Here is a 14,492-nt window from a genome sequence, read left to right as displayed (position 1 = left end):
ACTAAAGTGAGGCCACGATGAAGGCATCCAGGCGCGCCGTCGGCGTAACTCCGTCCGCCGCTCTGCGCGCGGCCGTGCTCCTGCTCGCGGCGGCACTCGGCACCGTGACGAGCCTGCTGGCCCTCATCGCCGCCCGGATGGCGCGGCGCGTGGTCACCCCCGCGGGTCGGCGCACCGACACCCGCATCGTCGACGTCGACGTGGCGGCGCAGACCATCACGCTCGGCCGCACGCCGGACACCCAGCTGCCGGGACGCTACGGCCTGTTCACCGCCGGCACGGCGAGCTACCTCAAGCTCGGCTCGGTGCTCTCCGGCGACGAGTCGACGGTGACCCGCAAGCTGCTGACCCACATCGGACCGGATGCGCATCTGGCCGCCGAGGCCGCTTTCAGCGGCTGGTACTTCGATCGCCCCGAGCAGCTCCACCTGCCCTTCGAATCGGAACTCGTCGGCGCCGCCGTCGGCCCCTGTCCGGCCTGGGTGTTCCCCGCCGCCGAGACCTCCGAGACCTGGGTCATCCAGATCCACGGGCGCGGGACGAACCGCGCGGAGTGCCTGCGCGCCGTGCCACTCTTCCACTCCCTCGGCATCACGTCGATGCTCGTCTCGTACCGCAACGACGGGTCCGCACCGCGCAGCAGGGCCGGCACCTACGCCCTCGGCGCGACCGAGTGGCGTGACGTCGACGCGGCGATCGGCGTCGCCCGCCGCCGCGGCGCGCGGCGCATCATCCTGATGGGCTGGTCGATGGGCGGAGCGATCGCCCTCCAGGTGGCGCTGAGCTCCGCGCACCGCGATCTCATCGTCGGCGTCGTCCTGGAGTCCCCGGTGATCGACTGGCGCCGCGTGCTCTCGTACCAGGCGCAGCAGCTCGGCCTGCCGACCTCGGTGGCCGGGCTCGCCATCGGCGCGCTCGGCGCAGAGTGGGCGACGCCTCTCACCGGCGCCGACGCGCGGATACCGTTCGAGCGCCTCGACGTCGTCGCCCGCGCGGGGGAGCTGCGGCACCCGATCCTCATCCTCCACAGCGACGACGACGGGTTCGTCCCCTCGGACGCCTCCCACGACCTCGTCGTGGCGCGCCCCGACCTGGTCGAGATGCAGGTCTTCGACACCGCGCGCCACACCAAGCTCTGGAACTACGACCAGGACCGCTGGAGCTCGACGATCGGGGACTGGCTCCGCAGGCACGAGCTGACACCGCAGCGCGCCTGAGCGTGCCGGGCGAGCCTGCGCATCCCTTTAGGGTTGAGGGGTGAACAGCGTCCCGGCCGGCTTCGTGCACCTCATCGACCGCGCCCCGCAGGTGACCGGCGCCGAGATGGTGGCCTCTCTGGTCCCCCCGCCGCAGTTCGACCACGCGACCTTCGACACCTATCGCGCGGACCCCGCCTTCCCGTCGCAGCAGGAGGCGAAGGATCTGCTCATGGCCTTCAGCGGTGCCGCGCGCACGGCAGCCCGCGGCGGAGGGCTCTTCCGCCGCCGGGAGAAGGTCCCCGAGACCAAGCCCGGCGTCTACCTCGACGGCGGCTTCGGCGTCGGCAAGACCCACCTGCTCGCGGCGATCTACCACGCGATGCCGGCCCGCCGGAAGTACTTCGGCTCCTTCATCGAGTACACCGCCCTGGTCGGCGCGCTCGGCTACCAGCAGACGGTCGAGCTGTTCCGGGGCGCCGATCTGCTCTGCATCGACGAGTTCGAGCTCGACGATCCGGGCGACACCATGGTCATGACGCGGCTGCTGGGCGAGCTGGTGCCCACGGGCACGCGCCTGGCGGCGACCTCGAACACACCGCCCAATGCGCTCGGCGAGGGCCGTTTCGCCGCGCAGGACTTCCTGCGGGAGATCCACGCCATGGCGGCGAGCTTCCAGACGCTGCGCATCGACGGCACCGACTACCGGCAGCGTGCGATCGACGGCCACGCCCGGGCCCTTCCCCCGTCGGAGTATGCGGAAGCGCTGGCCGCGTCGGGGGCACCCGCCTCCGACGACGCCTTCGGCGACCTCGTCCGCCACCTCGCCACCGTGCACCCGTCGCGCTACATCCGGCTGATCGAGGGGATCGCCACGATCGGGCTCCGCGACGTCGTCACGCTCGACGACCAGTCCGCCGCCCTCCGCTTCGTCGCCTTCGTCGACCGCGCCTACGACGCGCAGATCCCGATCCGCGCCACCGGCGTCACGCTCGATCGTGTCTTCTCCGACGACATGCTCGCCGGCGGCTATCGCAAGAAGTACCTGCGCGCCATCTCGCGGCTGGTCGCTCTCACCCACGCCTGAGGATTCTGACGGCGAGCCGTCGGCTGGTCGAAACCTGATGTTTACGTTGGGCCGCCGGGTGTAACTGCCCGGAAACACGAGGTATCCCACGTCGGTAACCCCGCGTCGCGACACTGGGGGCACCCGACGCTACACCTGCGTCCCTGCAGAGAGGTTTCTTTCGAGATGGATCAAGGCAACACCGCATTCATCCTCATCGCCGCGGCGCTGGTCCTGTTGATGACGCCCGGTCTGGCGTTCTTCTACGGCGGCCTCGTCAAGGCGAAGAGCGTCATCAGCATGATGATGATGAGCTTCGGAGCGCTCGGCCTCATCGGCGTCCTCTGGGTCATCTACGGCTACGCGATCGCGTTCCCGGGTGCTGAGGGCACGATCTTCCCGTGGTCGATCGACACCGGGGCCATCGGCCTGGCGAACCTGCTGGAGACCCCGGAGGACGCGGCCTTCCCGCCGCTCGCCTTCGTCGCCTTCCAGGCCACGTTCGCGATCATCACCGTCGCACTGGTGTCCGGCGCCATCGCCGACCGCGCCAAGTTCGGCGCGTGGATGGTCTTCGCCGGCCTGTGGGCGACCATCGTCTACTTCCCGGTCGCGAGCTGGGTCTTCAACTTCGGCCTGGCCGACGACGGCAGCTTCGCCTACGGCGGCTGGATCACCCACGGTCTGCAGGACGTCTTCGGCGTCGGCGCGATCGACTTCGCCGGTGGTACTGCCGTCCACATCAACGCGGGTGCCGCGGCTCTCGCTCTCGCGCTGGTCCTCGGCAAGCGCGTCGGCTTCCAGAAGGGCGTCCACGTCCCCCACAACCCGCCGTTCGTCCTGCTGGGCGCCGGCCTGCTGTGGTTCGGCTGGTTCGGCTTCAACGCCGGCTCGGAGCTCGCCGCCGACGGCGTCGCCGCCCTCGCCTTCGTCAACACGATCGCCGCGCCTGCCGCCGCGCTGCTGGCCTGGCTGCTCGTCGAGAAGATCAAGGACGGCAAGCCCACGTCCGTCGGTGCCGCCTCGGGCGCCGTCGCCGGTCTCGTCGCCATCACCCCGGCGTGCGGTTCGCTCGACCCGATCTGGGCGATCGTGCTCGGCCTCATCGCCGGTGCCGTCTGCGCCCTCGCGATCGAACTGAAGTTCAAGTGGGGCTTCGACGACTCGCTCGACGTGGTGGGCATCCACCTCGTGGGCGGCCTCATCGGAACGCTGTACCTCGGCTTCTTCGCCAACGGCACGGGCCTGTTCATGGGCGGCGACGCCAGCCAGCTGCTCGTTCAGACGATCGCGGCATTCTCGGTCCTCATCTACTCCTTCGTGATCGCCTACGTCATCGGCTTCGCGATCGAGAAGACGATGGGCTTCCGCGTGAAGAACGAGGACGAGATCGCCGGCATCGACACCGTCGTGCACGGCGAGGAGGGCTACGTCCTGGCCGACACCAAGGCCTGATCGTCCACCACATCGCACCCGAGGGGCGCTGGGCTTCGGCCCGGCGCCCCTTCGCGTTGCTAGCCTTGCCGCCATGACCGCACCCGGGCAGGACGGCTTCGTCCGCGGAATCATCAAGGGCATCGTGAACGTGCTGGGAGGCGGTGCGCCCGTGCTGGACGAGCAGCTGCAGCGCGCGGCCGAATCCGACCGCTCCCGCGGATCGGACTCGGCGGAGGGCTCCGGCACCGTGGAGCTCGATCCCGCGGGAGTGCCGGAGCTGCGGATCTCCTACGCACCGGATCCCGACGGCGAGCCCGACGCCGGCGAAGTCGTCTGGACGTGGGTGCCCTACGCCGAGAACGACGGGCGCGGCAAGGACCGCCCCGTCCTCGTGATCGGTCGCCGCGACCCGCTGCGTGTGTACGCGGTGCGCCTCACGAGCCGGTCGCACGAGGACGAGCGCGACTTCCTCGAGATCGGCCCGGGGGAGTGGGACCCCGCGGGACGTCCCTCCTGGGTCGACGTCGACCGGCTCTACAGCGTGCCGCACGCGGCCATGCGGCGAGAGGGCGCCGAACTCGACCAGGATCGCTTCGCGCTCGTGGCCCGCGCCCTCCAGCAGCGGCACGGCTGGCGGTTCGAGGGCTGATGGCGCTCGGGAACTGGCTGCGGAGGCTCTTCGGCCGGCCGCAGCGGGCCGCCCGCGGTAGCGGCGCACCCGCCGCCCCGTTCGATGCGACCTCGACGTGGGAGGTCACCGACCCCGGTCGGCGCGCGGTGCACATCGTGTACGCCCCGCGCCGCGACGGCGTGCCCGATGCGGGCGAGATCGTGTGGGCCTGGGTTCCGTTCCAGGAGGACCCGACGCAGGGCAAGGACCGTCCGATGCTCGTCATCGCCCGCCACGACGTGCAGCGCTGCTACGCCCTGAAGCTCACAAGCAGGGCACCCGGGGGAAATGCTGCTCGCAGGAACGACCACGTCGCCATCGGCACCGGGCCCTGGGACCGGCAGGGACGCGAATCGTGGGTCGACCTCGACCAGCTCTACAGCGTGCATCACCGCGGCATCCGGCGCGAAGCGGCTCCGCTGGACCGGCGCGCATTCGCGCGGGTGGCCCGCGTGCTGGCGCAGCGGCACGGCTGGCTGTTCGACGGCTGAGGGTCCGCCGACCGAACGCGAAAACCCCCGCCGAGGCGGGGGTTCTGACGGTGGGCGATACCAGACTCGAACTGATGACCTCTTCCGTGTGAAGGAAGCGCGCTACCAACTGCGCCAATCGCCCAAGACTCCGAGGAGCCGAGAACCGATGCTACCGGATGCGGGCACGGAGACCGAATCGGGGGACGGGACACGCGCGGGGCGCGCTCGGTTTTGCAGTTCGAATTTCGTGGGCTAAAGTCGTTCAAGCGCCCGGGGAAACCAGGGAGCACGCGGATGTAGCGCAGTTGGTAGCGCATCACCTTGCCAAGGTGAGGGTCGCGAGTTCGAGTCTCGTCATCCGCTCGAGTGCGGGGGCCCCTTTTCGAAGGGGTCACGACACGTGGGTCGAACCACACACGGTGGCGTGGCCGAGCGGCTAGGCACCGGCCTGCAAAGCCGTTTACACGGGTTCGAATCCCGTCGCCACCTCGCTCACAACTGAAAAGCCTTCACAGGCGCGATTGGCGCAGCGGTAGCGCGCTTCCCTGACACGGAAGAGGTCACTGGTTCGATCCCAGTATCGCGCACCACCGAAACCCCCGGAATCCCGGGGGTTTCTTCGTTCCCGGCCCCGTGCCTCCCGCCCGGCGGATGACCCGGCTAGGCTCGGCCCATGGCCCATCTCGTGCTCTCTGTGGTCGGTGACGACCGCACCGGTCTGGTCAGCGCCCTCGCCGACACGGTCGCCGCCCACGGCGGCAACTGGGAGCGCAGCGAACTGGCGGAGCTCGCCGGCGCCTTCGCGGGGATCGTGCTCGTGACCGTGCCCGACGGCCGCGCGGACGAGCTGACCGACGCCCTGCAGGAGCTCGACGGCCTTCTGCGCGTGACGACCCACTCCGGAGCCCCGGCGGCGAGCCCGGCCGGCCGATCGCTCACCTTCACCGTGCTGGGCAACGACCGCCCCGGGATCGTGCGCGACGTCACCTCGGCGGTGAGTGCGCACGCCCTGAGCATCGACGGCTTCACGAGCCGCACGCTCGATGCGCCGATGGCCGGCGGCACCCTGTTCGAGGCCACCGTCTCGGTGCGGGTGCCCGGCGATCAGGACGCCGCCCCGATCGTCACCGCGCTCGAGCGTCTGGCGGACGAGATCCAGGTCGATCTGAGCCTCGGCTGAGGCCGTGGACCTGGCCGCACGGATCCGCGCCGACCTGCGCGCGGTCGCCGACCCCGGCCGTGCCGCGGGCCAGCAGGCGTACATGAAGTCCGCGATGCCGTTCCTGGGTGTGCGGGTGCCCGAGGTGCGCCGTCTCGCGCGCTCGGCAGCGGCCGGCGAAGCCGACGGGCTGAGGCTCCTGGCGGTGGCGCGCAGACTGTGGGACGACGCGACGCACCGGGAGGAGCGCTACGCCGCCGAGGCGCTGCTGACGCTGCGACCCGTGCGCGGGGATCTCGCGGTGGTCCCGCTCGTCGAGCACATGGTGCGCACCGGCCAGTGGTGGGACATCACCGACGAGCTGTCGGGTCGCATGGCCGACCTCCACGACGCACACCCGGACGAGACGGCGGCGCTCGTGCGAGCGTGGAGCATCGACGACGACATCTGGATCCGGCGCATCGCGATCCTCTCGCAGCTCGGACGCCGCGATCGCCTCGACACCGTGCTGCTGGCCGACGTCATCGAGCCGAGCCTCGCCCGCCGCGAGTTCTTCCTGCGCAAGGCGATCGGCTGGGCGCTGCGCGACCACGCCCGCGTCGCGCCGGACTGGGTCGAGCGCTACGCGGCGTCGCACGAGCTCAGCCCGCTGAGCCGCCGAGAGGCGCTGAAGCACCTCGGCTGAGTGCTCCGTCAGCCGCGGAGTGCGAGCGGCGCGACGGCCGCCAGCACCGTGAGCGGCGCCGCCAGCAGGCCCAGGAGGACGTAGCGGCCCCAGGGTACTTCGACGCCGACGGCGTGGAGTCGCTGATGCCAGAGCAGGGTGGCCAGGGATGCCCACGGGGTGATGAGGGGGCCGGCGTTGACACCGATCAGGAGCGCCGCGAGCCGCTCGGGAGACGCGGCCGCCGATTCGAGGGCCAGGTAGGCGGGCAGGTTGTTGACGGCGTTCGCCGCGAGCAGCCCGACGCCGGACAGTCGCCACAGGTCGACCAGTCCGTCGCCCTCGCCGGTCAGCGCGACGATGAGCGCACGCGAGCCGAGGGCCTCGAGCGCCCCGACGGCCAGGAACAGGCCCGCCGCGAAGACCACGAGCTGCCAGGGGACCAGCGAGAGGTGGAGGGCGTCGGGGGAGCGCCAGGCGAAGAAGACCCCGAGGACGATCGCCGCGGCCGTGGCCGGGATCCATGGCTCGATGCCGCTGACGAGCAGCGGCATCATGACCAGCACGACCACCGCGGCCACGCGCAGCTGCAGCCGGTCGGCGACGACGGGCGGCGCCGACACGGCGAACCGACCCGTCAGCTCGCTCCGGTGCAGCAGGAAGAGCAGCAGCACGCTCACACCGATCGCGACCGCCGCAGACGGCCCGAGGAGGGCGAGGAACGTCCCGGCGTGGGCGCCCTCCAGCCGGTGCAGGGCGAGCAGGTTGGTGAGGTTGGACACCGGGAGGACGAGAGAGGCCGTGTTGGCCAGCCAGACCGTGGTGAAGGCGAACGGCAGCGGACTCAGCCCGTGCGCGCGGGCGACGGCGATGACCACGGGCGTGAGGAGGACGGCCGTGGTGTCCAAGGACAGGAAGGCGGTCGCGACCGCGGCGAGCAGAACCACCGCGAGCCACAGCGCCCAGGTGCGCCCGCGCGCCAGCCGTGCCAGTCGCGCCGCCACGACGTCGAACACGCCCGCCGCGGCCGCCAGCTCGGCGACGATCGTGACGGACACCACGAACAGCAGCACCGGCCAGACCCGCTCGCCGATCGCCACGGCGTCCTGCAAGGGGAGGACGCCCACGCCGACGGCCGCCGCCCCCAGCAAGAGCAGCGCGACTCCGACCAGGGCGAGCTTCACGGCATCCATCATGACGGGCGCACCGCGCGACGACGCGCACGCCACGGCCCCACCCGGGCACACCGGCCACACCGGGCAGCGGCGATAGACTCGACCCATGGAACACCGCCGGGCCGTCGTCACGACTCTCGTCGCGCGCACCGGTGCGCGAACGCCTCACGCCTGAGCGGGCAGGACGCGGAACGTCCGAAGCTGAGCACATCCCTTCCATCCAGCCGCACCGCGGCCACCTCTGGAGAAGTTCCCTTGACTGACGCCACCACCCCGTCGGACGTGTCCTACCCCGCCGACGGCTTCGCCCTCTTCCCCGATCGTTCCGTCGTCGCGCTGCGCGTGAACGGCGAGCTGAAGGACCTCGCCACCGTCGTGACCGAATCCGACGCCGTCGAGCCGGTCACCGTCGACAGCGCGGACGGACTGTCCATCCTGCGCCACTCCACCGCCCACGTGCTCGCCCAGGCGGTGCAGCGCGTGCGCCCGCAGGCGAACCTCGGCATCGGCCCGCCGATCGTCGACGGCTTCTACTACGACTTCGGCGTGGACGAGCCGTTCACCCCCGAAGACCTCAAGGCGATCAAGAAGGAGATGGAGCGGATCGTCCGCGAGGGTCAGCGCTTCGTCCGCCGAGTGGTCACCGACGACGAGGCGCGCGAGGAGCTGGCCGACGAGCCGTTCAAGCTCGAGCTGATCGGCCTGAAGGGGGGCTCCAAGGAGGCCGCCGAAGGCGCGTCGGTCGAGGTCGGCGCCGGCGAGCTGACGATCTACGACAACGTCACCCGCGACGGCGAGACCGCGTGGAAGGACCTCTGCCGCGGTCCCCACGTCCCCTCCACCCGGATCGTGGGCAACGGCTGGGACCTGACCCGCATCGCCGGCGCGTATTGGCGCGGCAGTGAGAAGAATCCGCAGCTCCAGCGCATCTACGGCACCGCCTGGCCCACCAAGGACGAGCTCCGCGCCTACCAGCAGCGCCTCGAGGAGGCCGCCAAGCGCGACCACCGCAAGCTGGGCAAGGAACTGGACCTGTTCTCGTTCCCGGACGAGATCGGCTCGGGCCTGAGCGTGTGGCACCCCCGCGGCGGCATCGTCCGCGGCGAGATGGAGCAGCACGCGCGCCGCCGCCACATCGAGGGCGGCTACACCTACGTCTACACTCCGCACATCTCCAAAGAGGACCTGTTCATCACGTCGAACCACCTCGTCACCTACAAGGACGGCATGTTCCCGCCGATCCGGATGGACGAGGAGCGCGACGCGGACGGCACCGTCACCAAGCACGGCCAGGACTACTACCTGAAGCCGATGAACTGCCCGATGCACATCCTGATCTACAAGGAGCGGGCACGCAGCTACCGCGATCTGCCGCTGCGCCTCGCCGAGAACGGGACGGTCTACCGCAACGAACTCTCCGGGGCGCTGCACGGACTCACCCGCGTGCGCGGCTTCACCCAGGACGACTCACACCTCTTCGTGACTCCCGAGCAGCTGGAGGCGGAGGCGACCCGCGTGCTCGAATTCGTCATCTCGATGCTGCGCGACTTCGGGCTCGACGACTTCGAGCTGGAGCTGTCGATGCGAGACGACGAGAAGGAGAAGTGGATCGGCAGCGACGAGTTCTGGGAGTACTCCACGAACGCGCTCCGCAACGTCGCCGTCGCGAGCGGCCTCAAGCTCACCGAGGTGCCCGGCGAGGCGGCGTTCTACGGCCCGAAGATCGACCTGAAGACGAAGGACGCGATCGGCCGCACCTGGCAGCTGTCCACCGTCCAGGTCGACCCCAACCTGCCGGAGCGATTCGGGCTGGAGTACACCGGACCCGACGGTGAGAAGCACCGCCCGATCATGATCCACCGCGCGCTCTTCGGATCGATCGAGCGCTTCTTCGCCATCCTCCTCGAGCACTACGCCGGAGCCTTCCCGGTGTGGCTGGCTCCCGTCCAGGTGGTCGGCATCCCGGTGGCGGAGGACTTCGCCCCCTATCTCGACGACATCATCGGGCGCCTGCGCGCGGCGGGTGTGCGCGCGGAGGTCGATCACTCCGACGACCGGATGCAGAAGAAGATCCGCACCCACACGACGCAGAAGGTGCCGGTGCAGCTGATCGCGGGGGAGCAGGACCGCTCGGGCGGAACCGTCTCGTTCCGCTTCCGCGACGGCTCGCAGACCAACGGCATCCCCGTCGACGAGGCCGTCGACCGCATCGTGCGCGCGATCGCCGATCACACGCTCGTCAACACGGCGGGCGACCTCGCATGACGGACGGCCTGGAGGACGCCGCGCACCTCGCCGGGGTCCCGGACGAGTTCCAGCGGCTGTGGACGCCGCACCGCATGGCGTACATCCAGGCCGGCCCGGAGCCCCTCCGCGAGGAGTGCCCGTTCTGCGCGGCGCCCGCCAAGTCCGACGCGGACGGTCTCATCGTCGCCCGCGGCACGGCCGCGTACGTGCTGCTGAACCTGTTCCCGTACAACTCCGGACATCTCCTCGTCTGCCCGTACCGTCACATCGCGACCTACGACGAGGCGACGGCCGAGGAGGTCGCCGAGATCGGAGCGCTCACGCAGACGGCCATGCGCGTGCTGCGCCAGGTCGCCCGCTGCGACGGCTTCAACATCGGCATGAACCAGGGGCGGGTCGCCGGCGCGGGGGTCGACGGACATCTGCACCAGCACGTCGTGCCGCGGTGGGCGACCGACGCCAACTTCTTCCCGATCATCGCGAAGACCAAGGCGCTCCCGCAGCTGCTCGGCGAGGTGCGGGAGTCCGTGGCCTCGGCGTGGCCGACCGGCTGATCCGCGCGACCGGGGCCACCAGGGCCGTGCTCAGCGGACCTCAGCGGACCTGCGTGACCTCGAACTGCAGGCGCGGCTGGGCGTAGAACTCCTGCGCCTCGACAAGCTGCAGCTCGCGCTGACCCGCGTCGAAGGTCGTGCGCAGCAGATCCCACACGCTGGAGGTCGTCCGCGCCAGCGCGGTCGCCGCGTCGCCGGTCTCGCGGTAGTGCGCGGTGAACAGCGCCGCGGTCACATCCCCCGAGCCGTTGGCCTTCATGGGGATGCGCGGCGTCTGCACGATCCAGGCGCCCTCGTCGGTGACCGCGAGCATCTCGATGGTCTCCTCGCCGCCGTCGAGCACCGGGCGGTCGGGGCGCTCGACGCTCGTCACCAGCACTGTCGAAGGTCCCATGGCTCGTGCGGCGTCCACCGACGCGAGCGTGGAGGCGAGGTCGCTCGGCTCGGTGCCGGTCAGGAAGCCCAGCTCGAACTGGTTCGGGGTGATGATGTCGGCGGCGGGCACCACGCGCTCGCGCAGGAGCACCGGGATGGCCGGCGCGACGAAGCAGCCGCTCTTGGCGTTGCCCATGACGGGGTCGCAGGCGTAGACCGCGGCGGGGTTGGCGGCCTTCACGCGCGCGACGGCATCGAGGATGACGTCGGCGATGCCTTCACCGCCCTGGTACCCCGACAGGACGACGTCGATCTCGGGGAGCACACCGCGCTCCTCGATGCCGGTGATCACATCGCGCACGTCGTCGGGGCTGATCATCGGCCCGCGCCAGGAGCCGTAGCCGGTGTGGTTGGAGAAGTTCACCGTATAGACCGGGAGCACCTCGACGCCGATGCGCTGCAGCGGGAACACCGCCGCCGAGTTGCCCACGTGACCGTAGGCGACGGCGGACTGGATCGACAGGATCTTCACGGGAGATCACCCCACCCTTCGGGATTCGGACACCGCCGCGACCGCGGCGGCGAGATCGTTCGCCAGGCGCTCGGCATCGGCGTCGGCGAGGTCGTGCACGGTGAGCCGCATCCGGCGCGAGGCGGCGTCGTCGGCGAGGACGAACTCGTCGCCGGTGCGCGCGAGCCAGCCGCGGCGCATGAGCTGCTCGCCCGCTGCGCGCGCCGGCACCGGCAGCTCGACCCAGAGGTTGAGGCCGTCGCCGACGGCGACGGGAAGGCCGCGCGAGGTCAGCTTCTCGGCGAACGCCGCGTTGCGAGCGGCGTAGTGCGCGGCCGCGGCGCGGATGCCGTCGCGCACCTCGTCGTCGGTGAGCAGGGCCAGCACGAGCCGCTGGAGCAGGTGGCTGACCCACGTCGTTCCCGGGCTCAGCCGCATCGCGAGCCGCTCGGCCGTGTCGGGATCGGACGCCGTGACGGCCAGGCACATGTCGGGGCCGAGGAACTTGGAGACCGATCTGATGAGTGCCCACCGGCGGTGCTGGGGTCCGATCAGCGAATGGTGGGGGGCCGTGGACAGGAGCGAGAAGTGGTCGTCCTCGATGACCAGGACGTAGGGGTGATCCGCGAGCACCTCCCGGAGCTGCCCCGCGCGGGCGGCGCTGAGGCTCGCCCCGGTGGGATTCTGGGCGCGGGGCGTGCAGACGACCGCACGCGCACCGGCATCGAGGGCGGCGCGGAGCCCGTCGACGGTCATGCCCTCGGCGTCCACCGGCACCGGCACCGGTCGGTAGCCGCCGAGCCGCACGGTGTTGAGGCTCGAGAGGAAGCAGGGGTCCTCGAGGGCCACCGCATCGTCGCGCGTGAGCGCCTGCGCGAGCAGTCGCTCGATCGCATCGGAGGCCCCGCTGGTGATCGTCAGCTCCATGGGCAGCCGAGGGTCGACGGCGTCGCGCATCCACGCGGTCGCCCAGGCGTCGAGATCCCGGTCGATGACCGGCTCGCCGTACAGGACGGGGCGCCCGGCGACATGGGCGAGCGCCCGCGAGAGATCGGGGATGAGATCGGGGTCGGGATTGCCCGTACCCACGTCGCGGAGCACGGAGTCGGCCGCGAAGCCCTCCTGGGCCACGGGGGACCGGCCCGCCACGATCGTCCCGCCGCGCCCGCGCGTGACGACGATGCCGGCCTGCGTCAGGTGACGATACGCGGCCACGACGGTGTTCCGGTTCACTCCGAGCTGGTCGGCGAGAGCCCGGACGGGCGGCAGCGCGTCGCCGGGACGGAGCACCCCTCGCTCCTGGAGCGCGCGGACGCTGTCGGCGATGTCGGCCGCCGAGCCGCCCGTGATCTGCTCCGTCATCGTCATCCTCGAAGTCTATGTGCCCAGTCATGCTACCTTTTGGCCTAGGCCAAACAGCGAAGCTCGAAAGGACACCATCGTGTCGACCACCGGATCCTCCCGCGTCAAGCGCGGACTCGCCGAGATGCTCAAGGGCGGCGTCATCATGGACGTCGTCACACCCGACCAGGCGAAGATCGCCGAGGACGCCGGAGCCGTGGCCGTGATGGCCCTCGAGCGCGTGCCCGCGGACATCCGCGCCCAGGGCGGCGTGTCGCGCATGAGCGACCCCGACATGATCGACGGCATCATCGAGGCCGTCTCGATCCCGGTGATGGCCAAGGCCCGCATCGGCCACTTCGTCGAGGCGCAGGTGCTGCAGGAGCTCGGCGTCGACTACATCGACGAGTCCGAGGTGCTGTCGCCCGCCGACTACGTGAACCACATCGACAAGTGGGGCTTCACCGTTCCGTTCGTCTGCGGAGCGACGAACCTCGGCGAGGCCCTGCGCCGCATCAACGAGGGTGCGGCGATGATCCGCTCCAAGGGCGAGGCGGGCACCGGCGACGTGTCGGAGGCGACCAAGCACATCCGCAAGATCCGCAGCGAGATCAACGTCCTGCGCTCGATGACCAAGGACGAGCTGTTCGTGGCCGCGAAGGAGCTGCAGGCGCCCTACGAGCTGGTGGCCGAGGTCGCCGAGACGGGCGCGCTGCCGGTGGTGCTGTTCGTCGCCGGAGGGGTCGCCACGCCGGCCGATGCCGCCATGATGATGCAGATGGGCGCGGACGGCGTCTTCGTCGGGTCGGGCATCTTCAAGAGCGGCAACCCCGCCCAGCGCGCCGCCGCGATCGTCAAGGCGACCACCTTCTTCGACGACCCCAAGGTCATCGCCGAGGTCTCGCGGGGTCTGGGGGAGGCGATGGTCGGCATCAACGTCGCCGATCTTCCCGCTCCGCACCGGCTCGCCGAGCGTGGCTGGTAGCCCGCGCGTCGGGGTCCTCGCCCTCCAGGGCGATGTCCGCGAGCACGTGAGGGTCCTCACGGCGCTGGGGGCGCAGACGGTGCCCGTGCGGCGCCCCGAAGAACTGGCTTCGGTCGACGGCCTCGTGCTGCCCGGTGGCGAGTCCAGCGTCATCGACAAGCTGTCCCGCGCCTTCGGCATGCAGGCGCCCATCCGCGAGGCGATCGCCGGCGGGATGCCGGTGTACGGCACCTGTGCGGGACTCATCCTGCTCGCCGACCGCATCACCGACGGCATCGTCGGGCAGGAGACGTTCGGCGGGCTCGACGTCACGGTGCAGCGCAACGCCTTCGGCAGCCAGGTCGACTCCTTCGAGGTCGATCTGGCGGTGCCGGCCCTGCGCTCGGCGGGGGACGACGCCTCGGGTGGCGAGGGCGGCGAGGGCACCGAGGTGCACGCGGTGTTCATCCGCGCACCCCTCGTGCTCGACGCGGGACCCGCCGTCGAACGGCTCGCCACGCTGGCCGACGGACGGATCGTGGCGGTGCGTCAGGGACCGCTCCTCGGGACGTCCTTCCATCCCGAGGTCACCGGGGAGACGCGCTTCCACGCGCTCTTCCTCGACACGGTGCGCGCCGCGGCCTGACCGGCCGGCACGCC

The 14,492-nt window shown here is 70.9% G+C and carries 14 protein-coding genes and 4 tRNA genes; 14 read left to right on the top strand and 4 right to left on the bottom strand.

Going from position 1 to position 14,492, the window contains the following annotated elements; all coding sequences use genetic code 11:
- Window positions 1-17 precede the first annotated feature (17 nt).
- The 5 genes from QQZ13_RS00605 (at window position 18) to QQZ13_RS00585 (ending at window position 4,860) form a co-directional block, all read left to right on the top strand.
- Complete coding sequence (locus tag QQZ13_RS00605; protein WP_284527192.1) at window positions 18-1,217, top strand: S9 family peptidase; 1,200 nt, start codon at window positions 18-20, stop codon at window positions 1,215-1,217.
- 40 nt (window positions 1,218-1,257) lie between these two features.
- On the top strand, window positions 1,258-2,283 hold the full coding sequence (zapE, locus tag QQZ13_RS00600) for a cell division protein ZapE (protein ID WP_284527191.1): 1,026 nt from the start codon (window positions 1,258-1,260) through the stop codon (window positions 2,281-2,283).
- A gap of 165 nt (window positions 2,284-2,448) precedes the next feature.
- On the top strand, window positions 2,449-3,717 hold the full coding sequence (locus tag QQZ13_RS00595) for an ammonium transporter (RefSeq protein WP_284527190.1): 1,269 nt from the start codon (window positions 2,449-2,451) through the stop codon (window positions 3,715-3,717).
- Between the two features lie 73 nt (window positions 3,718-3,790).
- Window positions 3,791-4,348: a type II toxin-antitoxin system PemK/MazF family toxin gene (locus QQZ13_RS00590; RefSeq protein ID WP_284527189.1), complete on the top strand. Its 558-nt coding sequence runs from the start codon at window positions 3,791-3,793 to the stop codon at window positions 4,346-4,348.
- The gene (locus QQZ13_RS00585; RefSeq protein ID WP_284527188.1) at window positions 4,348-4,860 is read left to right on the top strand and encodes a type II toxin-antitoxin system PemK/MazF family toxin; all 513 of its coding nucleotides are present in this window, start codon (window positions 4,348-4,350) and stop codon (window positions 4,858-4,860) included. Before QQZ13_RS00590 ends, QQZ13_RS00585 begins: the two co-directional genes overlap by 1 nt.
- Window positions 4,861-4,911: 51 nt before the next feature.
- Here the strand turns inward: QQZ13_RS00585 and QQZ13_RS00580 are convergent.
- Window positions 4,912-4,984 (bottom strand) — tRNA-Val (locus QQZ13_RS00580).
- Window positions 4,985-5,132: 148 nt separating this feature from the next.
- Here QQZ13_RS00580 and QQZ13_RS00575 point away from each other — a divergent pair.
- The 5 genes from QQZ13_RS00575 (at window position 5,133) to QQZ13_RS00555 (ending at window position 6,686) form a co-directional block, all read left to right on the top strand.
- Window positions 5,133-5,205 (top strand) — tRNA-Gly (locus QQZ13_RS00575).
- Between the two features lie 55 nt (window positions 5,206-5,260).
- Window positions 5,261-5,331 (top strand) — tRNA-Cys (locus QQZ13_RS00570).
- A 26-nt stretch (window positions 5,332-5,357) separates the two neighbouring features.
- Window positions 5,358-5,432, top strand: a tRNA-Val gene (locus QQZ13_RS00565).
- 83 nt (window positions 5,433-5,515) lie between these two features.
- Window positions 5,516-6,022: a glycine cleavage system protein R gene (locus QQZ13_RS00560; protein ID WP_284527187.1), complete on the top strand. Its 507-nt coding sequence runs from the start codon at window positions 5,516-5,518 to the stop codon at window positions 6,020-6,022.
- Between the two features lie 4 nt (window positions 6,023-6,026).
- The gene (locus QQZ13_RS00555; RefSeq protein ID WP_284527186.1) at window positions 6,027-6,686 is read left to right on the top strand and encodes a DNA alkylation repair protein; all 660 of its coding nucleotides are present in this window, start codon (window positions 6,027-6,029) and stop codon (window positions 6,684-6,686) included.
- Window positions 6,687-6,694: 8 nt separating this feature from the next.
- Here the strand turns inward: QQZ13_RS00555 and QQZ13_RS00550 are convergent, their stop codons facing one another.
- The gene (locus QQZ13_RS00550) at window positions 6,695-7,858 is read right to left on the bottom strand and encodes an SLC13 family permease (protein WP_284528000.1); all 1,164 of its coding nucleotides are present in this window, start codon (window positions 7,856-7,858) and stop codon (window positions 6,695-6,697) included.
- Between the two features lie 237 nt (window positions 7,859-8,095).
- Between QQZ13_RS00550 and thrS the strand changes: the two genes are divergently transcribed.
- Together thrS and QQZ13_RS00540 are read left to right on the top strand one after the other, a co-directional pair.
- Window positions 8,096-10,105, top strand: a complete 2,010-nt coding sequence (thrS, locus tag QQZ13_RS00545; protein WP_284527185.1) for a threonine--tRNA ligase — start codon at window positions 8,096-8,098, stop codon at window positions 10,103-10,105.
- Window positions 10,102-10,641 carry an HIT domain-containing protein gene (locus tag QQZ13_RS00540; RefSeq protein ID WP_284527184.1) on the top strand — a complete coding sequence of 180 codons (540 nt, stop codon included), beginning with the start codon at window positions 10,102-10,104 and terminating at the stop codon, window positions 10,639-10,641. Before thrS ends, QQZ13_RS00540 begins: the two co-directional genes overlap by 4 nt.
- A 40-nt stretch (window positions 10,642-10,681) precedes the next feature.
- Here QQZ13_RS00540 and pdxY read toward each other — a convergent pair whose 3' ends face one another.
- The gene (gene pdxY / locus QQZ13_RS00535; RefSeq protein ID WP_284527183.1) at window positions 10,682-11,548 is read right to left on the bottom strand and encodes a pyridoxal kinase PdxY; all 867 of its coding nucleotides are present in this window, start codon (window positions 11,546-11,548) and stop codon (window positions 10,682-10,684) included.
- 6 nt (window positions 11,549-11,554) lie between these two features.
- On the bottom strand, window positions 11,555-12,889 hold the full coding sequence (locus QQZ13_RS00530; RefSeq protein WP_284527999.1) for an aminotransferase class I/II-fold pyridoxal phosphate-dependent enzyme: 1,335 nt from the start codon (window positions 12,887-12,889) through the stop codon (window positions 11,555-11,557).
- A 79-nt stretch (window positions 12,890-12,968) separates the two neighbouring features.
- Here QQZ13_RS00530 and pdxS point away from each other — a divergent pair, with 79 nt between their 5' ends.
- Entirely contained in the window at window positions 12,969-13,853 is an 885-nt protein-coding gene (pdxS, locus tag QQZ13_RS00525) for a pyridoxal 5'-phosphate synthase lyase subunit PdxS (RefSeq protein ID WP_284527182.1), read from the top strand.
- Complete coding sequence (gene pdxT / locus QQZ13_RS00520) at window positions 13,843-14,478, top strand: pyridoxal 5'-phosphate synthase glutaminase subunit PdxT (protein WP_284527181.1); 636 nt, start codon at window positions 13,843-13,845, stop codon at window positions 14,476-14,478. Before pdxS ends, pdxT begins: the two co-directional genes overlap by 11 nt.
- The last annotated feature ends 14 nt before the right edge of the window (window positions 14,479-14,492 follow it).

The sequence above is a fragment of the Microbacterium sp. T2.11-28 genome (genome assembly GCF_950097975.1).
In the GTDB taxonomy this organism is placed as follows: Bacteria; Actinomycetota; Actinomycetes; order Actinomycetales; family Microbacteriaceae; genus Microbacterium.
This window is presented reverse-complemented; position numbering and strand designations above follow the sequence as displayed.

Excerpts from the sequence above, each read along its gene's own strand:
- QQZ13_RS00605 (WP_284527192.1), top strand. The coding sequence starts at position 18 with ATGAAGGCATCCAGGCGCGCCGTCGGCGTAACTCCGTCCGCCGCTCTG.
- QQZ13_RS00595 (WP_284527190.1), top strand. The coding sequence starts at position 2,449 with ATGGATCAAGGCAACACCGCATTCATCCTCATCGCCGCGGCGCTGGTC.
- QQZ13_RS00590 (WP_284527189.1), top strand. The coding sequence starts at position 3,791 with ATGACCGCACCCGGGCAGGACGGCTTCGTCCGCGGAATCATCAAGGGC.
- QQZ13_RS00585 (WP_284527188.1), top strand. The coding sequence starts at position 4,348 with ATGGCGCTCGGGAACTGGCTGCGGAGGCTCTTCGGCCGGCCGCAGCGG.
- QQZ13_RS00560 (WP_284527187.1), top strand. The coding sequence starts at position 5,516 with ATGGCCCATCTCGTGCTCTCTGTGGTCGGTGACGACCGCACCGGTCTG.
- QQZ13_RS00550 (WP_284528000.1), bottom strand. The coding sequence starts at position 7,858 with ATGGATGCCGTGAAGCTCGCCCTGGTCGGAGTCGCGCTGCTCTTGCTG.
- QQZ13_RS00540 (WP_284527184.1), top strand. The coding sequence starts at position 10,102 with ATGACGGACGGCCTGGAGGACGCCGCGCACCTCGCCGGGGTCCCGGAC.
- QQZ13_RS00530 (WP_284527999.1), bottom strand. The coding sequence starts at position 12,889 with ATGACGGAGCAGATCACGGGCGGCTCGGCGGCCGACATCGCCGACAGC.